The sequence below is a fragment of the Vulcanisaeta distributa DSM 14429 genome (assembly GCF_000148385.1).
Taxonomy (GTDB): Archaea; Thermoproteota; Thermoprotei; order Thermoproteales; family Thermocladiaceae; genus Vulcanisaeta; species Vulcanisaeta distributa.
Genome location: NC_014537.1, coordinates 72,670 through 92,806, shown reverse-complemented (window position 1 = coordinate 92,806; position 20,137 = coordinate 72,670). Strand labels below are relative to the sequence as shown.

Genomic DNA, 20,137 nt, shown 5'->3' with positions numbered 1-20,137 from the left:
GTTATAGGTTAACTCCATTGTCCATGTACATCCTCGCAAGCCTGAGATAGGCCTGGTAATTATTCCTAATGTACTCCCTATCGGCATCCGTGGCCTGCCTAACGACCTTAGCCGGCACACCAACAACGATGCTGTTAGGCGGTATCTTAGTTCCCTGGGTAACAACAGCGCCAGCCCCAACAATACTCCCACTACCAATCACCGCGCCATTTAGCACAATGGCGCCCATACCAATTATCACCTCATCTTCCACAGTGGCTCCGTGAACAATTGCCCTATGCCCAATTGTTACGCCACGACCAATCCTAGCGGGAAACCCAACATCCGTATGTATCACCGCGCCATCCTGAATATTTGAGTTATCCCCAATCACAATACTGTCCTCATCACCCCTAATGACCGCGTGAGGCCAGATACTCACATTATCCCCAATAACCACGTCCCCAATTACGTAGGCCGTACTCGCTATGAAGACGTTCCTACCAATCCTCGGTACCTTATCCCCAACCCTCACGATTGGCATAGCCTAATCATTAAAAGTGCATTATTTAAAGTATAAGGTGTGTATCATACTGGAAGTAGCAAAGTCAGTCCTTAAGTGTCCCAAGGTTCTGGTTATACTCACTTAATAACGAAAGAGTAAGGTAAGGGGTTATTCACGAAACACTAAGTCCTGCTAATAATAATCATTACCTTTAATGTCATGCATTATGAGGCTTATGCCTAATACGTGGTGTTGTGTTTGCTGCCCTTGAGTTTTCGTTATTTTCAATCTCATGCTTAAGTTAATTCAGTATTAGGTTGGTAGTAGTTTATTAAATTTAGTTGGTAAATAATCTTATGGATGTTTCATGGCTCTTAATGGCTTGAGGATTTGCTGGGACATTAAAGTCAAGGACGAGAAGAGGTTAAGGTGTGACGAGGAAGTCGGCGATCCAAGAACTACCGAGGAAGTAATGAAATTAATAAACGAATTCCTTAATCGCGTTGAGAAGCACAAAGCTATTCTGCTCAGCAATTTAATAACACCATTTGACCACACTATTAGTGCACTAAATGAATGGCTAAAGAAGATCGAGACGAATATCGAAGCGGGTAATGATAGAAGTGTTGCCGAGCTAAGGAAGACCATGTATGAGTTAAGTATGGGGATTAGAGAACTAGCACAGCAAGTAAGAGAGGCATGGTTATCCAAGTACCGAAGTGAACTTGAAGAACTAATAGTTAAATTGATGAAGGGTGAAGTAACAGTTCTTATAAAAGGCGATGCATTAAATAAAAACAAAAGTTTCATTGTAAATTTACGCGCAAGACATCTTTCTGTCGCTATCGAGAGAGTCGCTGTATCGGGTAGTATAACAATAACGCTACGGCTAATCGGACGCAAAGGCATATACATAGTTGCACCTAGATTACTTAGCAATAATTTATTAAAGCCAGCAGAGTACGGCTTACTTTTAACGGATGGTACGATCGATAAGGATGGCTATCCAAAAATGAACACTAACCATCTTTGGCAAATTATAGTTTTCTCGCTGGCTTACCCAGGTAAGGTCCGCCTGGCCATAGATGGTGTGAATCTCAACAATGGCGATGTAAAGGTTAAGTGGGAATTAAGGGCTATTAGCCATAAGACTAAGTTTAAAAGCAAGGCTAAGATCACCAAGAAAGTCCTCAAGCTTAACTATGACGAATTCTTAACGTTCTTATTATTCGCTGTTCTCGGGGATGGTAACATCTATATCAAGAGGAAAAAGAAGGTTATCGATATCACAATTGGCGGTTCAAAACACGAATTATGGAAAGGTATTATTGAGATGATGGAAAGTCTTGGCTTCAAGAATTACGGTAGTAGAAATACTAAACGGTATGAGCTACGTAGCTCCAAGGCTGTTGCGCTTGCCAAGGAGTGGCTTAATAATGCGTTGGTTAAAGTAATAGTTGAGTGCCTTAGTCAATTACCCGATGCGGATAAACTCAGGAACTTAATTACACTGGCTAGTATGAGGGTTAAGCCACACGGTAGGTCAATGATTGAGATTATTGATGACGTATGGATGAACATAAACGTGAGAGACGCCGGTTATGTGGAGCTTAGGGCTTGGCGTAGAAGGCTTGAGGATGCCAGGGCGATTCAGGAAGCCCTAAGAAGGGCTGGGTATGAAGCTAAGTTGAGGGAGGCCCGTGGAGGATTTGAAATCTATATAAATAAAGGACAAGCAAAGAGGAGCCCAGAGCTCTTAATTAAAATCTGTGGCGCATTGAGAAAAATGTATGAGGATGCAATAAGTGAGAACAACGAAAGGAAGGCAGAAAAGATAGCAAGAGCGATAATAACTCTGAACTGCCCAGTACCCTGCTCAGAGTCCACGAGACTGAAAATCCTCCCTCTTTGAGTGTGTTTTCCATCTTGAACTTGCCCTGTCACGTAACGACTTGTTCTCCCTGAGGGATGAGAATACGGGTGTTGGTATTGCAGTGTCGACAGACCCATCAACACCGCAGGGTACAGAGGGTATTAAGTTGAGGATTAAGAATGGTAGGATAATCGTTGGGCTTGGGTTTGGTGGTGAGGGTCAGGGTAATGAGCACGCGGCGGTTAAGCTCGTGTCCCAACTCCTTGATGTGCCCATGGACTGGGTCACGTATGAGTACTTACCAAGTGATGAGAGTCCAGAGGCCTTTGGGCCTGGTGGTAGCCGCATGGCCGTATTCACGGCGGGCGCGGTGCTTGGCGCCGTTGAGGAGTTGAGGGCTAGGTTGTATAATAAGGCCGTTAGGGTGCTTGGTAGTAACATTACGTATGAGAGGGGGTATTTCCACTCAAGTGATGGTAGGAGGGTTAGCATACTCGAGCTTGGTGATGAGGAGGTAACCTTCACATACACGGCAGAGGCGAAGATCGGTAGGTATATTGCGTACCCATTTGCCTGTGACATTGCCGTTGTTAGGTATGAGGATGGTAGGCTTAGGCCAATAAAGCACGTGGTTTACCTGGACCCGGGTAACGTAATAGATGAGGAGCTCGTTAAGGAGCAGGTAATGGGTGGTACAGCAATAGGAATATCACTGGCGCTCTATGAGGCTTATAGGTATGATGAGGATGGCAACCTACTAACGCTGAGCCTCGGTGATTATGGGCTGCCAAACTCCATGGATATGCCGGAGATTGAGGTCCACCTGGTCCCATCACCATCCCCAGTAACCCCAATGGGTGTTAAGGGGATTGGTGAGGTGCCCGTTGGTGTGGCAGCGGCTGCCGTGACCAGCGCCGTGGAGGACATACTAAGGAGGAGGGGCAGTAGGGCCAGGATTGATAGGGTGCCCATCGACCCAGCATTACTTGCACAAAGTATTTAAATCAAGCATCAAGTAAGCCATGGTATGTCCTCAACCACAGCATTCGACATTAAGATTAAGTCCATTCCACGGGACCCACGAAATACACTAATCATGGCGTGCCCTGAACCATCACTGGCCTCCATAGTGGCCATTGAGTACCTCGTGGAGACCCTCAAGATGGAGGAGATTGGTTCGATAAAGCCTAGGGGCCATGTACCTATCGTCACGGTCATCGATGGTGCAGCTAAGCTACCCTATAGGCTGTTCTTTGATAGGGAGCACGCAATTGTTGTAATTAGGCAGCATGTGCCGATTCCACCGACACTCTATAGGCAGTTCGTAGATAAAATACTGGATTGGGCTGAGGATAACGCCGTGAGTAGAGTCGTGTGCTTAACCTCAACATCACTCCTTGGCGAGCAAGAGAGTGATAACGTATATTTCGTTAGTGAGGAGGGGCATGTCGATGAGTATAAGCAACTGGGCTTAATACCGCTTCATGAGGCTACAATAACGGGCATAGAGGCGGTTTTCCTCGACTCCGTGCTTTCCAGGAACATAAACGGCGTATTACTACTCGCGGAGTCGAAGGTCTTAACGGCGATTAATAGGTTAATTGAGAGTGGGAAGTTATCAAGTCATAAGGACGTACTCGCAATCCTAAACCAAACAATTGGTAGGTATGGACCCGACGTTACAGCAGCTCTTAAGTTAATAAGGGCCTTAAGTAGGATTGTTGGTTTTGAAATACCAACGGATAAGTTGGCCGAGCATGCAAGTAAGTACGCGTTCCTGGTGGATAAGAACCTTGAGGCGTATATGAAACCGCCCAAGGAGGAATTACCCGTATACTACTGATTATTTTAATTCAAAATGGCCTATAGTTTATTCACCTTAAAATACACACCTCACGTAGCCACCGTCAATCAATATCATCGAACCATTTATATAAGCCGCCTTATCACTCGCAAGGAACGCAACTAGGTAGCCAATCTCCTCAGGTCTCCCATACCTGCCGGCCGGTATCTCCTTACTCCATGCCTTAATGACCTCATCAACGCTGACGCCCCTCGCCCTCGCCTCCTCCTGCGCCAGCTGGTTTATTCTCTCCGTCATTATGTATCCCTGCATTATCCCATTCGCCGTGATCCCATACGGCCCATACTCAACGGCCAATGACTTAACCAAACCAGCTAGGCTAAGCCTGACGGTATTTGAAAGCACCAGGTTTGGTATCGGTTGTCTCAGGGTTAGTGATGTTACGTAGATTAACCTACCCCAGCCCCTACTGACCATGTTATTAACAACACGCTTAGTAAGCCACACGGCGCTGAGGAGTAGTAGTCTCGTTGCGTACTCCCAATCATCCTCACTTAACTGCGAAAACGTGCCTGGCTTTGGAGGTCCCGCGTTAAAAACGAGGATGTCAATATTCCCAAAGGTACTCATGGCCTCCTTTACGAGTTTATCCACGTCATCCTTAACCGTTAAATCAGCCCTAACAGCCAACACCTCAGCACCACTCTCCTTAACAATGGTCTCCCTAGCCTTAGCGAGTTCGTCCTCACGCCTAGCGCTAATGACGACCTTGACACCCTCCTGGGCAAGTACCCTGGCTATCCCAAGCCCAATACCCCTGCTCGAGGCCGTCACAAGCGCGACCTTACCCTTTAATCCCAGGTCCATACAAACTAGCTCTTTATTCACCCCTTATTCAACATGACCCTCCAATTCGCTAATAACGCATGTAATGCCAAGATTTATATTTTAGTGCCTTCACGTAAATGATAATGAGTTCTCTCGAAATTGATTTGCGAAGGAAGGATCGATACGAGGATATAATAAGGGCAATTAATGAATATGGGTCATCGGTAAAGGAGGCGGTATTTGAGAATTTACCTGATGAATTAATGGTTCCATATCAAAGGATACGTGAATTGTATATTCAGGAAACAACGAGGGGTAAGGGTAGGGTTGACATTAACTCACTCATTCAATTATACATGAATGTACCCAAGGCAGAGGAACTCCTAAGGTACCTACTGCTTGCCACGGTATTATTCATGGGATTCCGAAACCTAAGAAATGAAGTAATATATAGGGTTATACGCAGGAATTACAACATGGTGAGCCGCCTAATCTCAAACCCTGATTACTCACTAATTAATGAGGTAAGTATGAAGTTGCTAAATGACTATGAGGGTGAGGGTATCAAGGGTGAGGATGTTCAGGAAGTAAGTAATGCGGTTCACAGCTTCGTTTATGGCTTAAGGAAGTTGACAAAGGCCTACGGAACAACACTACTTAGGTGGATACCCAAGTTTCGCGATATAAACGATTTTGAGAAGGCACTACCAATGTTTTACCCACCGAGGGCTAATGAGAGGAGGAAGAGGGCGATTAGGACGTTCATCAGGTGGGTATCGCATGAGACTAACCTGCCGGTGGCTCTTGGCGTAATTTCGAGGAGTGGGTATAGGCGCTATACGATGATTGCGGATGTTTATAGTACCATGGTCACGATAAGGAGTGGCGCGTTTCTGGTCTTGAATAATGACCATGCAATGAAAATACTAAATGAAATATTAGTTAATAAGGATAGTGGGGTTACCATAAAGGTCGATGAGGTTAAGGGACTCGTTAGAGCGACAGGTAGATTGAGCAATGACCCGATAATCTATGAGAGGGGCGCGTTCAGGATAGGCCATGAATACTGCTCACGACTTAAGTGTAACGAGTGCCCCTTAAATAAGGTCTGCATGAAGTTTACCTGGGTGAACATTAAATGAGCATAAACATACCAGAGGACATAAGGAAGCTCGTTGAGGAGGTAACAATGAATAAACTAGGCAGTATCAAGGGTAAGACCGAGACCCTAGGCTTCGTCGACTCAGTAATTGAGGAACTCAGGAGGAGAGGCGTGAATTTAAGTGATGACCTAGAGGCCATGATTAGGCCATACGTAGTAGACATACTGTGGTCACTAAGGAAGAAGGGCGTAATCACCATGGATGACGACCTACTACACTTCACGCCAGCGAGGCAGGAATCTTAACCAATACTAATAAATTAACCCATAGGAAACCAGTAATGCCCCTGCATGCACCCACACCAAGGCCCGCCCAGGCCAGGGCCTGGGCGGGTCATAATTTACTAAGCTCGGCATTAACCGTACCATCATCGTTAATATTCACAAGTGCGTAGTACCCGTTAATTAATGGGCCTGGATTAACAATGACAGTATTACCCAATCTATCCACACCACGGGATTCATGAACATGACCGCATAAAACCACCAATGGTCTAACGTTCTCAACGAACCTTCTTACAGACTTGCTACCAATGTGTGAGCCATTCCACGCTTTATCCACGTTCGTACCGTAGGGCGGATAATGAGATATAAGTATTAACCTAGGGCCGAGATCCTTAACCTCCTCCATATTGATTGGGTAACCAGCTAAGTAAAATAACCCAATGGGTATTATACGCCCCTCAACTAGGTATTTTTGAACCCTTGACCTAATGCCGTAGGGATCCATATTACCCATGACTGCATACACGGGCCTGCTATAATTACTTAATACATCTAATATTTCGGGATCCTCAAAGTCACCACTCACGACTACTACATCGACATCCTTTATAACGCCACCTATTGAACCTATATAATACCTATTACCATGAACATCAGATATATGTAATATTTTAACACCCATAGCAGTTACCAAATTATAACGCTTAAATTAAGCTTCTCTCTTGGGTATTGCTTAAAAATCAGTAATATCAATTATTGATCATATGACGTCGGAAGTAGGTAAAAGAGTTTCGACTTGGCGTAAAGCACTTGCCGGTGTATTATTTATAATACCATGGATACTATATACGTTATTGCCAATATACAATACGGTGCAACCAGTACTTGGTGGCGTTCCATTCTTCTACTGGTTTCAAACATTATGGTTAGTAATATCGTCAATACTTTACATAATAGCAGTACTCCTACTCTATCCGAGTAAGAGGTGATGGTTATGGCGAGCCCACTAGTTGGTCCATTAGGTTGGGGCTTATTCCTTGGGTTCTTCGTGATATTCGTATTCCTAGGCTTCTACGGCGCCAGGTGGCGTAGGGGCGACCTTAGCCAATTACACGAATGGGCATTGGCAGGCCGTAGATTGGGCACATTCCTCGCATGGTTCCTAGTTGGCGCTGACCTATACACGGCTTATACGTTCGTCGCAGTACCCTCTGGAGTATTTGCCAGCGGCGCCCTTTACTTCTATGCGGTCCCATACGTAGCCACCGTATTTGCATTAGCCGCAGTCACAATGCCGGCACTCTGGAGATGGAGTAGGTTAAAGGGTTACGTCACAGCTGCCGATTTTGTTCATGAGAGATTCAATAGCAAATTACTTGCTGGTTTCATCGCCGCCACGGGAATAGTCGCTGAGTTCCCATACATCGCATTGCAGATAGTTGGTATGCAAGCCGTATTGACAATAATGCTCCTCGGCATTGTTAAGAACGTTAAGTTCGTCAGTGATGTCGCATTGACGATATCCTTCATAATACTGGCCGCATTCACCTACACCAGCGGGCTTAGGGGCGCCACATTAACGGCAGTCTTTAAGGACGCACTGGTATTCTTAGGTGTCATAGCAATACTTGTGGCGGCTCCATTCGCAATACCTGGTGGCTTTGCATCGGCATTTAATGCCGCAACTCTCAAGGCATTACCAACGGGCGTCTCCACGTTGAAGGACCCATTCTTCATAACATACACGACCCTCTGGGTTGGCAGTAGCCTGGCCCTATACCTATACCCGCACTCGGTCAATGGCGCCCTGAGCGCCGAAAGTGATAAGAAGCTTGCAATGAGCACGGCACTCCTCCCAATATATGGCATTGCACTGGCGCTACTTGCGATGTATGGCATATTAATATATGGAAGCCCGGAGGCCATGAAGATACTAAGCCTATTTCCACCATCTAGCAGGGGCATATTGGTAATACCAACATTGGCTGTAACCACGTTACCCGAGTGGTTAGCCGCCCTGGCACTGTTAGGCGTATTTGTTGGTGGCCTTGTACCCGCCGCAATAATGGCTATGGCCCAGGCAAACCTGTTGGTTAGGAACATAATTAAGCCGTTATACCCAAGGATAACGCCCCAGGGCGAGACTAGGGCCGCTAAGTGGGCATCCGTTATCTTCAAATTCCTCGCGCTTGGCTTCGTATTTATTGTACCTGCGACGTACGCCATCTGGCTTCAGCTGCTGGGCGGTATAATAATTACGCAGACGCTTCCGTCAGTGTTCCTCGGCCTAGTAACTGATAGGCTTGATAAATACTCATTAATGGTTGGGTGGGCCGTTGGCTTGGGGCTTGGCGTTTACCTATTTGTAACTCCCCATAAGCCATCAACAATGTCACCATTATACCCAATAGCCGGGCACCTAATGTATATAGCCATCATAGCGCTGGCCATTAACCTGTTAATAGTCCTCATTGGTACTGGCATAGCCATGGCGGTTAGGCGAGGAAGGGCCTAATGGGATAGAGACAAGAAATGTTTATTTACTCAAACTCACAACCACTCACCTCGTGGTCTTGGTAAAGGTTATTGAGAAGTCAAACCTATACCTAAAGGCTGTTGTGGATGGAGTCACCCCACCAGTTATTAATTCATTACGTAGAGTCCTCATCTCCGACGTACCGGTCCTGGCAATTGACGAGGTAATAATACTCGATAACACGTCCGTGCTTTACGACGAAGTACTCGCCCACAGGCTCTCCATGATGCCAATAAAGACGGACCTAAGGAAGCTACCCAAGATTGAGGAGTGCGAGCAGGAATTGGTCGATCCAAGCCTATGCCAGGTTAGGTTTGAGCTTAATGTTGAGGCTAAAGAGCCAATGATCGTCTATAGCAGGGATTTGAAGTCGGATGACCCTGAGGTTAGGCCTGTGTATGAGGATATACCAATCGTTAAGTTAGTACCTGGCCAGAAGATTGTGCTTGAGGCCTATGCAAAGCTTGGTAGGGCTAGGAACCACGCCAAGTGGCAGGCGGGCTTAGCATCGTATTACTACTACCCAAAGGTTAGTGTTGTTGGTAAGGCCGATGATAAGTGTAGGGTTTGCCTTGAGGTTTGTAATGGCGCCCTCGAGATTAAGGAGGATGGCTCGATAATCATTAATGACGTACTTAAGTGCACCTTTAATAAGTGGAAGACCTGTGAGCAACTATGCCCGGCGTTAAAGGTTGATTGGGATGAGAATAAGTACGTGTTTTGGGTTGAGAGCTTTGGAAACATGCCCGTTGAGGACATGGTTAGGGAGGGCTTTAGGATTCTCAAGGGTAAGTTCCAGGAATTCGTTAATGAACTTGAACTTGAATTGTCAAGGGGACCTGCACCAAGCGGCGAGTTAGTTGCTGGTGAGACTACTGAGGAGTCAACTCAGGTGACTGGTGAGGAGTTTAACACTGAGGAAGGGCCAACCGAGGAGTAGGTAATTAGTGTTTACGGCTGCGAATTATTTAAAAAGGGTTGCGTTGGCGTTAACACGCATGCCGCCAAATCCAACGGGTCCCACCAACGTGGAGCTTCGTATGCTGATTAGATTCCTTAGGCGTGCGGCTAATGAGTATAAGGCGGCGATTTGGGATTACGTGGCTGACCTACTTGAGAAACCCACTAGGCGTAGGGTTGAGGTTAATGTCGGCAAGATAAATAGGCTTGTCAATGACGGCGACGTAGTCGTAGTGCCGGGCAAGGTGCTTGGTTATGGCGTACTGAGTAAGAGGGTTACCATAGCCGCCTGGTCTTTCTCCAGGGGCGCCCTTGATGCCATTAAGAAGGCTGGTGCTGAGGCGATCACAATACCCGAACTCGTTAGGAGGAATAATAAGGGCAGTAACGTTAAGATAATAATCTAGGGTGGTTACCATGAGTAGCAGGGTTATCGTGGTCGAGAGAAACCCACCCGAACTGAATGAGGTTGTTGTTGACGCCACGAATCATGTCGTTGGTAGGCTCGCCTCCATAGTGGCTAAGTGGGCGCTTGAGGGTAGGAGGGTTGTCATTGTTAATGCTGAGAAGGCGGTCATTACTGGGGACTTTAACATGGTGCTTAATTGGTATAAGACGAGGATAAGCGAGTGGTTAACGCATTATAACCCTGAGAAGGCTGGGCCGAAGATACCGAGGAAGCCTGATAGGATATTGAGGAGGGTTATTAGGGGCATGTTACCTAGGAAGGAGCCCAGGGGTAGGCAGGCGTATAAGAGGATTAGGGTCTTCATGGGTGTTCCACCGCAGTACATGAGTGTGGATAAGGTGGTAATTAAGGGCGCATTACTGTCGGTTAGGCCCGGCGCTAAGTATGTGACGCTTGAGGAGTTGTGGAGCCACATAGAGCCTAAACAGTATGAGGCCTGGAGGAAGGCTAAGGAGGCTTGGGAGACTAGAATGGCGAAGCTTAAAAAGGCTGAGAGTAAGGGTGGTAATGCATGAGCGGGCAGGGTAGTGAATCAACGGCGTTACCTAGGTCCGTACCCAATACCATTACCCAGGAGGTAGCCGGGGCCAGGGTGGTTATTGCTGTTGGTAAGAAGAAGACGGCTATTGCCAAGGCAGTAATTAGGCCGGGGATCGGTAGGGTTAAGGTTAATGGTGTTCCAATTGAGATTTGGCCTATTGAAATGGCTAGGATGAGGATGATGGAGCCACTCCTACTCGCCGGTAAGGAGTTGACGAGTAAGGTAGATATTGAAGTCACGGTTAGGGGTGGTGGTTTCATGGGACAGGCGACAGCCGTTAGGATGGCAATTGCCAGGGGCTTAGTTGAGTACTTCCAAAACCTAAAGTTGCTTGAGCTTTACATGACCTATGATCCATCAATGATTAAGGGAGATCCAAGGAGGACGGAGCCCAAGAAGCCTGGTCTAAAGCATGCCAGGAGTAAGCGTCAGAAGGCATATAGGTAACCCATCATAATTATTCCTAAATCCGCCACAAAAATAATTTAAAGGGGGGCTCATTACTGCGTACTTAATGATTGTACCCATTAGGTGCTGGACCTGTGGAAGGCCACTCGGTCACTTATGGGAACCATTTAAGCAGAGGGTCTTAAATGGTGAGAATCCTGAGAAGGTTCTTAATGACTTAGGCGTCACACGCTATTGCTGCAGAAGAACCTTATTAGCGCATATCGAGCTTATTGATAGGGTCCTTGAGTATTCTAAAATTGAAAGTGAGTAACACCTAGTATATAATATACATAGCCCTGATAATGTTACTTTTAACACTCTTAGAGGGTGCTAAGATTTAAATATAGGTTTTCTCGACACGTCATTAATGGAAAGGCCCCAACAACCAATGAAAACGTTGCAGAAACTTGTTGGTAAGCATGTAACAATAAGACTTAAGAATAACAAGGTATTGAGGGGTATTCTCGTGAACTACGATGATTGCATGAACCTAATAATTGATGAAGGCGAGGAACTCGATCAGAAGGGCGAGAATGTGGTCGTTAAATATGGCAGGTTAGTAATTAGGGGTACGCAGATACTATATATAACGTCTGAGGAGGCGGTGGGGTGATGGGCATGGCGAGGACAATAACAATAAATACAATAGATAGGAAACCCGTTTCAGAGCTAAATGTTGAATTAGTTGAGAGGAAGGGCCTTGGACACCCGGACTACATTGCTGATGCATCGGCCGAGGCCGTTAGTAAGGCCTTATCCAATTATTACTTAGAGAAGTATGGTGTGATACTACATCATAACGTGGATAAGGTTCTCGTTGTTGGCGGTCAAGCCAATCCACGGTTCGGCGGTGGCGACATTATCCAACCAATATACATACTCGTTGCGGGTAGGGTGACCACCGAGGTTAAGACGGCCACGGGTGTTGAGAAGGTGCCCATTGGTACTATAATAATATCTGCAATCAAGGATTGGATAAGGAGTAATTTCAGGTTCCTCGATCCTGATAGGCACGTGGTTATTGATTATAGGGTTGGCATGGGCTCAACGGATTTAGTCGGTGTTTATGAACTCGGTGTTAAGGCGATAAAGGTTCCATTGGCTAACGACACCTCGATTGGCGTTGGCTTTGCACCATTAACGGACACTGAGAGACTCGTGCTTGAGACGGAGAGGTTACTCAACTCCAGGGAGTTTAAGGCTAAGCTCCCTGAGGTTGGTGAGGATGTTAAGGTAATGGGGTTGAGGATTGGTAAGGATGTTAAGTTAACGATAGCCTCAGCAATAATATCATCGCTTGTTAAGGATAAGGACCATTACCTGAATGTTAAGGAGGAGGTTAAGAATAAGGTGCTTGACCTAGCCGCCAAGATTACGCCAAACCTAACGGTTGACGTGACCGTGAATGCCGCGGACAAGCCTGAGCACGGCATATTCTACCTAACGGTTACAGGTACATCGGCGGAGCATGGTGATGATGGAGCCACAGGACGTGGTAATAGAGCCAATGGTTTAATAACGCCCATGAGGCCAATGACGATGGAGGCTACGGCAGGTAAGAACCCAGTTAGTCATATTGGTAAGCTCTATAACGTACTCGCCAACAGGATTGCGGAGAGGATCTACGGTGAGGTTAAGGGATTGAAAGAAGTCTACGTCTACCTACTAAGCCAAATTGGTAAGCCAATTAATGAGCCGCTGGTTGCCAATGTTGAGGTTCTCCCAGAGCCTGGCGTCACATTAAGTGGCGAGATTAGGAATGAGATTGATGGCATAGTTAATGAGGAGCTCGATAACATAACATCGCTGACCGAGCTCGTCATTAAGAGCAAGGTATCGTTATTCTAACATACCGCTCCTCAAACGCCTATACTCATTAATCATTTTCCTTAATTGATCCTCATCAAGGGCGCTAAGGAACTCCTTACCAAGGGATTCAATGGCATTATTTATTACCGACCTATCAATGAATAAAACATCGTTTAGCGGACCATTATAAATCATGCCAATGGGTATAACCCTCAAACCCCTCTTCCATATTGGCCTTAGCACATTCTTATCATTAACATCAATGAGAACCACGGAATTTATGCCAATGCTAATCAACTTATCAATACCTACATTCATCAACTCACCAATACTCATGATAAGGATAGAATTATGTACCTGAACCATTAGGTTGAGGTCAAGCCCCTCGGAATACCTTATCAACACGTACTTATTACCTCTTAAGTACTCGAGGAAGTCGCTCATTAAGTTTCTCATGTTATTCTCAAGCTCCTTAACCCTAAGTTTATACTTCTCAATATCACCCTCAAGCATGTCTATCCTGGCATATAGCGACCTAACAACCTGGTCCTTCCTAACCTCAATATCGAAATTATTAATCAACTCCTCAAGCCTCTCCTTAGTCTCACTGTATAGCTTATTCAATCTCTCAATCTCGGCATTTAAAGTCCTTATCGTATTTTCATACTCCTCGCGTAACTTATCGCATTCACATTCGCACTTTTCAGTAGTCAATAACCTGACCTCTTGCTGTGGTTGAACCTCAATCCTCTTACTTACCTCATCAATTGCCTGCTTTATCGATGCGCCCTTAATAACCAATGCCTTTGCATCATCAACAGCCCTAGCATAGGCCCTCCTAACCTCCTCCTCAACCCTATCGAGCTTGGGCTTTAACTGAATGAATGCTTTGTAGGCCGCCGCCAGGGCATCCCTCATGTGTGGGTCCTTAACGGCGATCCCCTGCTCACGGGAAATCTTAATGGCAATCTCACTCTTCTCAGCAATGCTCAAGTCCCTATCTGGGTAATAAATCACGGCACCCACCATTGCGGCTAACTTCTTAGCGTAGTCTGAGGGCTTGGCGGTATCCACGGCTATTAGGACCGGCGTACCGTATTGATACACAATCCTAAGCACATGTCTCCTACTCAGGTTCTTACCACTTTGTAGCGTTAACACGTTACCGTTTAGGTCAAGAACGGCAACACCAGTGACTATGCCTGGATCAATACCGACAATTAACTTCCTATCCTTAGCAGTACTTACACTCTCGGCACCCTCCTGCTCCGTTAATCCAACAAACTTTATTGAGTCCGTTGGTACCGACTCAACTATCACCTTAACATCCATACTCTTACGTGGCTTAACCACAGACCTAACAACACTCCTATCAGCATATACAATGAACACTACGGACCTCAAACCCTCACTCTCCGGCGTTATGAACATGTCATAATCAAGGCCACTGCTCTCCAACCTCTCCTTAATCTCCTTAGCCAGGTACCTAATCCTATGAGCAACATTCCTCTCAAACCTATTCCTACTCATGCCACCTGGCGTAGTAGATATCGCGGCCTTTACCACGATCTTCGTCTCAGGCTCATAAACCTTAACTATGGACCCAACACCCATCGCGCACAGCCTCGCGAGATACTCAGCAGTTGAGTCTGGGTCAAGCTTAACCACATTAAGTCCAAAATACTTATTAACGAGTAGCTCCATCGCCTCGTCAGCGTCAGGCCTAACCTTCGTTACCTGGATTAAATAGACGTTGAATGGGAGTCTACCAAGCCTCTTAATGATTGAGGGACTCAACTCCATTAACTCGCCAATATTGTCGATAGCTATGGCCTTAGGTCTAACCTTCTTAACCATCTTTATTAAGTCCTGAGGGTCGATAATCCCCTTCTCAATTATTTCTCCATTACTAAGTATTGCGTATGAGAATTTCCTGCCATTGATGTCAATCCCAATTATAGGCCCCGAACTCAACTCCTCAATAAGCATTACTTAGGCAAGTATTATTATCAACCTTACTTAAATTTGTTTATTTGCGGCATATTACGTATCCTCAAACTCCTCTTCCTTCTCCGAACCCATGAGCTCATTAACTCCCTCACTACCGAGTAACTCCTCAAGGGCCTCCTCAAGACTCTCCTCCTTAACCTCCACATTACCAATCACGTAATTATAAACCTCATCAACATCAAAATCAAGCCTGAACCTCTTCATGAAGTACCTGGTCACGTTTGTGATATCCCTACGCAACATATCCAATGCCCCAGGCGCATTCCTAGGTACCCACTGGGGCCAATCAATGATGTATGGCTCACCACTGTCCAAATCAATCATAATATTGAATTCACTTAAGTCCCCATGAACAACGCCAACATCGGCAAACAGCCTCTTAACATCCTCAATAATGCCCCAGTATAGGTCCTCAGGATCATCCACGTCCCCAACCTCGGATAACTGTGCGCCGTTTATGTAGGACATAACGACCGTGTGCCTATTAACGGTTATTGGCCTAGGCACGTTAATCCCGGCATTATATGCAAGGACCAGCGCCTTATACTCAGCATGGGCTGAGAGCCTCGACTCATAGAGCCAGGTTATGTGCCTCCTATTCCCAATCCAAGCCCTAAACCTCCTAATCTGCCTAAAACTCGTCCTGCCAAGCCTATGGAACTTAAGCACGACTTTACCATCACCGACGGCATCACCTGCGTATACGTCTGACTCCTTACCAACGCCAATGGGTGTTGGACTAACCTTCTCAATAATGCCCCTCTTGGCGAGTGTGTGTAGTGCTAGTGCGTCGTAACCCATGAAGGTGAGTCTATAACCAGTGTAATTACCCCTGTACCTAATTACCATGCCAAGCGCATTAAGCTTTTTTAGGGATTTACCAATTAATTCCTCAGACCTCTTACTCCAGTCAACAATGACCTCGAGCGGTACATACTCAAACTTCCTATGACCGATCTCAATAACCCTAAGTACCCTGAGATCAAAGGGATCTAATTGATCATACGCATTAACGAGATTTTTAATACTCAATTAATCACCACAATTGCTAGAATTACTACGCCCAATTTAAATCAAACTACCACGTGAATTCAGAGAAAAAGCATATTAAATAGCACCAGAGAGCAATCACGTGTTTGGTTACGCACCAAAACAATTAACACTTAGACAAAGCCTACTTGCTGCCATCAGCACAATGCTTGTCTGGGGCCTTGAGTACTACGACATTATACTCTTCGCATCACTAGCGCCAATACTTGAGATGTACTTCTTCCCATCAAAGGTGGCAATAGTAAGCGCAATAGAGACCTGGGGCGCCTTCGCAACGACATACTTCGTTAGGCCCATTGGCGCGATCATATTTGGGTGGATTGGCGATGTACGTGGAAGGAGGCTAGCGACGATATCGGATGCCGCACTCGTTGGGTTAGCAACACTTGCAATAGGTTTACTACCCACGTATTACACCGCTGGGGTTCTGGCGCCAATACTTCTATACCTAATGAGGATTTTACAGGGCATTGGACTTGGAGGTGAGGCTGGTGGTGGTGCCTCCTGGGCCCTTGAATTAACACCTAGGAATATTAGGCCGTACATAAATGGCGTCATGTACTCAGGGCTGTCCTGGGCCGTGTTCCTAACATCATTCGTAACCCTAAGCGCAAAATCGGCAATGCACCAAGCATTTAACGTATATGGCTGGAGAATACTCTTCATAACAGGAGCCATACCAGCCCTAATAGCCCTAATAATTAGGCTTTGGGGCTCAGAATCTCTTGAGTGGGTTGAGCAGGTTAGGTCCAGGGGTGTTGTGAAGGTGCCCCTGGGTGTTGTCCTATCCCGTTACTGGGTACCATTCATAGCATTGATATTAATCAACCTTGGGTTAACCATTTATTACTACGGTGGGTCAGGCTATTGGGCCTACGTAATGCCAAAGATAATCGCGCCAAAGCTCCAATTACCCGCTAATAAGGCATATACCTGGGCATTAATACTTGGAATGTATGGCGGTATAGGAGCCGTAATTGGTGAATTACTCAGTGGATTTCTAATAAGGGCGTTGGGCATTAGGAGATCCTTCATTGCGCCATCAACGCTCCTGCTGGTGCTAAGTCCATTCATTGTCTACCTGGCATTCACATTAAATCCACTATCAATATATGCAAGCCTATTAATGGGAATACTCTTTGGCCTAACTGCTGCACCGCAGACGCTTTACTTCACTTCAATATTCCCAACGGAGGTTAGGTGGAGTGCCGTGGCCTTTGGATGGAACCTAAATGCGTCAATAGGCCCGTTATCCACAATGGCCATAGTACTACTCCTAGAGACAGCACCAAGCAGCCCAATGCTACTTGCTATATATGGCTCAGTGGTAATGATGATTGGGGCATTATTGGTTATCTTAGGATCCCTAATAAGGACTAGGGAGTACTAGCGTTCCTAATACTTCGTAAATAATGCTCAAAAGCAACGAGGGTTAAGTACTGTTCATTCGTTATCGATAACTCATCATTATACCTACTAACAACCTCAATGGCATCATCAGCACTCAACCCCCTCCTATACATTAAGTAAGCCGCAATCACAGTAGGTGATCTACCAATACCTGCATGGCAATGGACAAGTACGGGCTTACCACTCATTATACTCCTATCAATCCAGGTAACAATGTTATAAAGAACATCCTCGGGCGGTGCATAGCCGTCCCTCGTCGGGACATGTAGGTAATCCATGCCGAACTTTCTCAATGTATTTATATACTCATTGAAGTCCCAGCCCTCCATGGCAAACTCCCACTCCTCAACAAGTATTACCACGGCCCTAATCCTCATCCTATGCCACATGGCCACTGTATCCTCATCAAGAGGCATTGACGAGCCTGCCAGTGCACCCTCGATTACCCAATACGGGAATTTCACCATCGCACTTCAACACATAAATGACCTGATATTTTAATACTTATTCTCTTTAGATATTTGGCTTAGTTTATTTCGTTATACTTAATTATTATGGCTATAATTTATGTGAATATATTTAACTGAATATTATTGAATTATCGATAACAACGCACTTAAATACCACCGCTTAATTAAGCAGTTTATGACAGTTTTTAGAATACTAAGAGTCGATCTATCGAGAGAGCACTTCACCGAGGAGATAATAAAGGAGGACCTTCTGAAGAAGTTCCTCGGTGGTAGGGGATTAGCCGCGTATTTGGCACTTAAGGAGATACCGAGGGGTATCGACCCATTCGACCCTAGCAATAAACTTTACATATTCTCAGGTCCATTAAGTGGCATTGCCACGATATCCTCAAGTAGGGTTAATGTAACGACTAGGTCACCATTAACGGGCGTATACACGCATTCGAACGCAGGTGGTAACTTCTCATATTGGCTCAGGAAGTCTGGCTATGACGGATTAATAATCGAGGGTAAGGCCGACGAGCCGGTATATTTAGTGATTAAAGATGGGGAGCCGAAACTAAAACCTGCCAAGCACATCTGGGGCAAATGGACTGGGGCATCCACTAAGATAATACTTGAGGAGAATGGATTCCCGCCAGACGAGACTAAGGCTGGCGTTGCGGTAATAGGCCCAGCTGGTGAGAACCTCGTTAGGTTCGCGGGCATTAGGCTTAGCGATTATGAGAGGTTCGCGGGCAGGGGCGGCGTCGGTGCTGTGATGGGTAGTAAGTTGCTTAAGGGTATATTGGTTTGGGGTACTAGGGACTTAAATAAGGAGCTCGTTGATAGGGCTAAGTTCATGAAGGTTAATACGGATATTGTCAAGAGAATAGCGACCCACGACACGACAAAGGTTCTTCATAGGTATGGTACGAACGTACTAATGAACATAATACAATCAATAGGCGCACTGCCCCACTATAACTTCGGCGGTACTGGGAAGCTTAAGGACGTGACTCCAGTCAGTGAGGAGTACATTAAGGATCACTACCCAACGGAGACCCACGGATGCTATAACTGCCCAATAGGCTGTACGCAAATGCCCACGGTGAAGTCAGGCCCATTTAAGTTCACCGTTACCGAGAAGTACGTGAAGCAGGAGTACGAGAACACCTGGGCCCTTGGACCAAACGTCGGCTTAACAGACCCAGAGGCTAACCTCAAGCTTCAGAAGTTGGCTAATGAACTCGGTCTGGACACAATAAGCTTAGGCAATACATTATCAATGGCGATTGAACTCGTTAAGAATGGCAAGTTGAACCTAGACATTGACTGGGGCGATGCGGGCTCCCTTGAGTACCTGGTGTATAAGATCGCCTATAGGGATGGCATTGGCGATGACTTGGCCGAGGGTGACTACAGGCTCGCGGTTAAGTACGGCATGCCCCAGCTGTTCGTTGGATCGAGGGGCCAGGGATTACCTGCATACGACGCGAGGGCACTAAAGGGCTTCGCAATAGCCTACTACACGGCTAATAGGGGTGGCGACCACCTAGAGGCCTACACACCGACTTGGGAGGTGTTCGGCGTACCTGAGAAGGTTGACCCATTCTGCGAAACGCAGGAGTGCATCGAGAAGCAGGCAAGGATTGTTAAGTGGAACCAGGACCTATTCGCCGTCGTTGACTCAACGATATTCTGCAAGTTCGAGAACCTAATGCCCAACATAGACACCGAGAAGGACTTCGCGAACCTATACAACGCTGCCTTCGGGTGGGACCTAACACCGCAGGACGTGCTCACGATTGGCGAGAGGATATTCAATGTCGAGAGACTCCACTGGGTCAGGGAAGGTAAGTGGGTTAAGGATGAGTTGCCGCCTAGGATGAGGGAGCCAATACCAGACGGCCCGGCAAAGGGACATACCGCGTCCAAGATGTTTGATGAGGGAATAAAGGTGTACTATAAGTTGAGGGGTTGGGTCGACGGCAAGCCAACAAGGGACACACTGAAGAGACTGGGGCTTGAGGAGTTCGATTACCTATTATAGGCACGTTAAATAAAGCAAGTCTTC

21 protein-coding genes and 1 pseudogene are annotated in these 20,137 nt (G+C 46.2%); 16 read left to right on the top strand and 6 right to left on the bottom strand.

Annotated elements, in window-relative coordinates; all coding sequences use genetic code 11:
• Position 1: 1 nt before the first annotated feature.
• Entirely contained in the window at positions 2-523 is a 522-nt protein-coding gene (locus VDIS_RS00480; RefSeq protein ID WP_013335234.1) for a gamma carbonic anhydrase family protein, read from the bottom strand.
• A 328-nt stretch (positions 524-851) separates the two neighbouring features.
• Between VDIS_RS00480 and VDIS_RS00475 the strand changes: the two genes are divergently transcribed.
• The 3 genes and pseudogenes from VDIS_RS00475 (at position 852) to VDIS_RS00465 (ending at position 4,200) form a co-directional block, all read left to right on the top strand.
• Positions 852-2,396, top strand: coding sequence for a hypothetical protein (locus VDIS_RS00475; RefSeq protein ID WP_013335233.1), 1,545 nt, complete (start codon positions 852-854; stop codon positions 2,394-2,396).
• 13 nt (positions 2,397-2,409) lie between these two features.
• Positions 2,410-3,360 (top strand): annotated as a pseudogene (locus tag VDIS_RS00470) (xanthine dehydrogenase family protein molybdopterin-binding subunit); the annotation flags it as partial.
• Positions 3,361-3,384: 24 nt separating this feature from the next.
• Complete coding sequence (locus VDIS_RS00465; protein WP_013335232.1) at positions 3,385-4,200, top strand: proteasome assembly chaperone family protein; 816 nt, start codon at positions 3,385-3,387, stop codon at positions 4,198-4,200.
• A 36-nt stretch (positions 4,201-4,236) separates the two neighbouring features.
• On the opposite strand, the gene VDIS_RS00460 is transcribed toward VDIS_RS00465, so the two are convergent.
• Positions 4,237-5,028, bottom strand: a complete 792-nt coding sequence (locus VDIS_RS00460) for an SDR family oxidoreductase (protein ID WP_013335231.1) — start codon at positions 5,026-5,028, stop codon at positions 4,237-4,239.
• Between the two features lie 104 nt (positions 5,029-5,132).
• Between VDIS_RS00460 and VDIS_RS00455 the strand changes: the two genes are divergently transcribed.
• Both VDIS_RS00455 and VDIS_RS00450 read left to right on the top strand, forming a co-directional pair.
• Positions 5,133-6,131 carry a hypothetical protein gene (locus VDIS_RS00455; RefSeq protein ID WP_013335230.1) on the top strand — a complete coding sequence of 333 codons (999 nt, stop codon included), beginning with the start codon at positions 5,133-5,135 and terminating at the stop codon, positions 6,129-6,131.
• On the top strand, positions 6,128-6,397 hold the full coding sequence (locus tag VDIS_RS00450; RefSeq protein ID WP_013335229.1) for a hypothetical protein: 270 nt from the start codon (positions 6,128-6,130) through the stop codon (positions 6,395-6,397). The genes VDIS_RS00455 and VDIS_RS00450 overlap by 4 nt, the downstream gene beginning before the upstream one ends.
• Positions 6,398-6,485: 88 nt before the next feature.
• On the opposite strand, the gene VDIS_RS00445 is transcribed toward VDIS_RS00450, so the two are convergent.
• On the bottom strand, positions 6,486-7,058 hold the full coding sequence (locus tag VDIS_RS00445; protein WP_013335228.1) for a metallophosphoesterase family protein: 573 nt from the start codon (positions 7,056-7,058) through the stop codon (positions 6,486-6,488).
• Between the two features lie 82 nt (positions 7,059-7,140).
• Between VDIS_RS00445 and VDIS_RS00440 the strand changes: the two genes are divergently transcribed.
• From VDIS_RS00440 to VDIS_RS00400, 9 genes are all read left to right on the top strand, one after another.
• The gene (locus VDIS_RS00440) at positions 7,141-7,365 is read left to right on the top strand and encodes a DUF3311 domain-containing protein (RefSeq protein ID WP_013335227.1); all 225 of its coding nucleotides are present in this window, start codon (positions 7,141-7,143) and stop codon (positions 7,363-7,365) included.
• Positions 7,365-8,891 (top strand): sodium:solute symporter family protein, encoded by a 1,527-nt coding sequence (locus tag VDIS_RS00435; protein WP_013335226.1) that lies wholly within the window; start codon positions 7,365-7,367, stop codon positions 8,889-8,891. The genes VDIS_RS00440 and VDIS_RS00435 overlap by 1 nt, the downstream gene beginning before the upstream one ends.
• A gap of 52 nt (positions 8,892-8,943) precedes the next feature.
• Positions 8,944-9,852: a DNA-directed RNA polymerase subunit D gene (locus VDIS_RS00430; RefSeq protein ID WP_013335225.1), complete on the top strand. Its 909-nt coding sequence runs from the start codon at positions 8,944-8,946 to the stop codon at positions 9,850-9,852.
• 58 nt (positions 9,853-9,910) lie between these two features.
• Positions 9,911-10,279, top strand: a complete 369-nt coding sequence (locus VDIS_RS00425) for a 50S ribosomal protein L18e (RefSeq protein ID WP_013335224.1) — start codon at positions 9,911-9,913, stop codon at positions 10,277-10,279.
• Between the two features lie 10 nt (positions 10,280-10,289).
• On the top strand, positions 10,290-10,856 hold the full coding sequence (locus VDIS_RS00420; RefSeq protein ID WP_013335223.1) for a 50S ribosomal protein L13: 567 nt from the start codon (positions 10,290-10,292) through the stop codon (positions 10,854-10,856).
• Positions 10,853-11,329, top strand: a complete 477-nt coding sequence (locus tag VDIS_RS00415) for a 30S ribosomal protein S9 (protein WP_013335222.1) — start codon at positions 10,853-10,855, stop codon at positions 11,327-11,329. Before VDIS_RS00420 ends, VDIS_RS00415 begins: the two co-directional genes overlap by 4 nt.
• A gap of 67 nt (positions 11,330-11,396) precedes the next feature.
• Positions 11,397-11,603, top strand: coding sequence for a DNA-directed RNA polymerase subunit N (locus VDIS_RS00410; protein WP_013335221.1), 207 nt, complete (start codon positions 11,397-11,399; stop codon positions 11,601-11,603).
• A gap of 96 nt (positions 11,604-11,699) precedes the next feature.
• On the top strand, positions 11,700-11,945 hold the full coding sequence (locus tag VDIS_RS00405; RefSeq protein WP_013335220.1) for an LSM domain-containing protein: 246 nt from the start codon (positions 11,700-11,702) through the stop codon (positions 11,943-11,945).
• On the top strand, positions 11,945-13,180 hold the full coding sequence (locus tag VDIS_RS00400; protein WP_013335219.1) for a methionine adenosyltransferase: 1,236 nt from the start codon (positions 11,945-11,947) through the stop codon (positions 13,178-13,180). The genes VDIS_RS00405 and VDIS_RS00400 overlap by 1 nt, the downstream gene beginning before the upstream one ends.
• On the opposite strand, the gene VDIS_RS00395 is transcribed toward VDIS_RS00400, so the two are convergent.
• Both VDIS_RS00395 and VDIS_RS00390 read right to left on the bottom strand, forming a co-directional pair.
• Complete coding sequence (locus VDIS_RS00395; protein ID WP_013335218.1) at positions 13,172-15,130, bottom strand: DUF460 domain-containing protein; 1,959 nt, start codon at positions 15,128-15,130, stop codon at positions 13,172-13,174. The two genes, VDIS_RS00400 and VDIS_RS00395, sit on opposite strands and share 9 nt — an antisense overlap.
• A 54-nt stretch (positions 15,131-15,184) precedes the next feature.
• The gene (locus VDIS_RS00390) at positions 15,185-16,183 is read right to left on the bottom strand and encodes an RIO1 family regulatory kinase/ATPase domain-containing protein (protein ID WP_013335217.1); all 999 of its coding nucleotides are present in this window, start codon (positions 16,181-16,183) and stop codon (positions 15,185-15,187) included.
• A gap of 100 nt (positions 16,184-16,283) precedes the next feature.
• On the opposite strand from VDIS_RS00390, the gene VDIS_RS00385 reads away from it, so the two are divergent.
• Positions 16,284-17,591 carry an MFS transporter gene (locus VDIS_RS00385; RefSeq protein WP_013335216.1) on the top strand — a complete coding sequence of 436 codons (1,308 nt, stop codon included), beginning with the start codon at positions 16,284-16,286 and terminating at the stop codon, positions 17,589-17,591.
• On the opposite strand, the gene VDIS_RS00380 is transcribed toward VDIS_RS00385, so the two are convergent.
• Positions 17,578-18,078: a protein-tyrosine phosphatase family protein gene (locus VDIS_RS00380; protein WP_013335215.1), complete on the bottom strand. Its 501-nt coding sequence runs from the start codon at positions 18,076-18,078 to the stop codon at positions 17,578-17,580. The two genes, VDIS_RS00385 and VDIS_RS00380, sit on opposite strands and share 14 nt — an antisense overlap.
• Before the next feature lie 178 nt (positions 18,079-18,256).
• On the opposite strand from VDIS_RS00380, the gene VDIS_RS00375 reads away from it, so the two are divergent.
• A complete protein-coding gene (locus VDIS_RS00375) occupies positions 18,257-20,113 on the top strand; it encodes an aldehyde ferredoxin oxidoreductase family protein (RefSeq protein ID WP_013335214.1) in 1,857 nt (618 codons plus the stop codon).
• Positions 20,114-20,137: the final 24 nt, after the last annotated feature.

What these genes read in the sequence shown, in the direction of transcription:
- VDIS_RS00480 (WP_013335234.1), bottom strand. Translation starts at nt 523, where the DNA reads ATGCCAATCGTGAGGGTTGGGGATAAGGTACCGAGGATTGGTAGGAAC.
- VDIS_RS00475 (WP_013335233.1), top strand. Translation starts at nt 852, where the DNA reads ATGGCTCTTAATGGCTTGAGGATTTGCTGGGACATTAAAGTCAAGGAC.
- VDIS_RS00465 (WP_013335232.1), top strand. Translation starts at nt 3,385, where the DNA reads ATGTCCTCAACCACAGCATTCGACATTAAGATTAAGTCCATTCCACGG.
- VDIS_RS00460 (WP_013335231.1), bottom strand. Translation starts at nt 5,028, where the DNA reads ATGGACCTGGGATTAAAGGGTAAGGTCGCGCTTGTGACGGCCTCGAGC.
- VDIS_RS00455 (WP_013335230.1), top strand. Translation starts at nt 5,133, where the DNA reads ATGAGTTCTCTCGAAATTGATTTGCGAAGGAAGGATCGATACGAGGAT.
- VDIS_RS00450 (WP_013335229.1), top strand. Translation starts at nt 6,128, where the DNA reads ATGAGCATAAACATACCAGAGGACATAAGGAAGCTCGTTGAGGAGGTA.
- VDIS_RS00445 (WP_013335228.1), bottom strand. Translation starts at nt 7,058, where the DNA reads ATGGGTGTTAAAATATTACATATATCTGATGTTCATGGTAATAGGTAT.
- VDIS_RS00440 (WP_013335227.1), top strand. Translation starts at nt 7,141, where the DNA reads ATGACGTCGGAAGTAGGTAAAAGAGTTTCGACTTGGCGTAAAGCACTT.
- VDIS_RS00435 (WP_013335226.1), top strand. Translation starts at nt 7,365, where the DNA reads ATGGTTATGGCGAGCCCACTAGTTGGTCCATTAGGTTGGGGCTTATTC.
- VDIS_RS00425 (WP_013335224.1), top strand. Translation starts at nt 9,911, where the DNA reads ATGCCGCCAAATCCAACGGGTCCCACCAACGTGGAGCTTCGTATGCTG.
- VDIS_RS00420 (WP_013335223.1), top strand. Translation starts at nt 10,290, where the DNA reads ATGAGTAGCAGGGTTATCGTGGTCGAGAGAAACCCACCCGAACTGAAT.
- VDIS_RS00415 (WP_013335222.1), top strand. Translation starts at nt 10,853, where the DNA reads ATGAGCGGGCAGGGTAGTGAATCAACGGCGTTACCTAGGTCCGTACCC.
- VDIS_RS00410 (WP_013335221.1), top strand. Translation starts at nt 11,397, where the DNA reads ATGATTGTACCCATTAGGTGCTGGACCTGTGGAAGGCCACTCGGTCAC.
- VDIS_RS00405 (WP_013335220.1), top strand. Translation starts at nt 11,700, where the DNA reads ATGGAAAGGCCCCAACAACCAATGAAAACGTTGCAGAAACTTGTTGGT.
- VDIS_RS00400 (WP_013335219.1), top strand. Translation starts at nt 11,945, where the DNA reads ATGGGCATGGCGAGGACAATAACAATAAATACAATAGATAGGAAACCC.
- VDIS_RS00395 (WP_013335218.1), bottom strand. Translation starts at nt 15,130, where the DNA reads ATGCTTATTGAGGAGTTGAGTTCGGGGCCTATAATTGGGATTGACATC.
- VDIS_RS00380 (WP_013335215.1), bottom strand. Translation starts at nt 18,078, where the DNA reads ATGGTGAAATTCCCGTATTGGGTAATCGAGGGTGCACTGGCAGGCTCG.
- VDIS_RS00375 (WP_013335214.1), top strand. Translation starts at nt 18,257, where the DNA reads ATGACAGTTTTTAGAATACTAAGAGTCGATCTATCGAGAGAGCACTTC.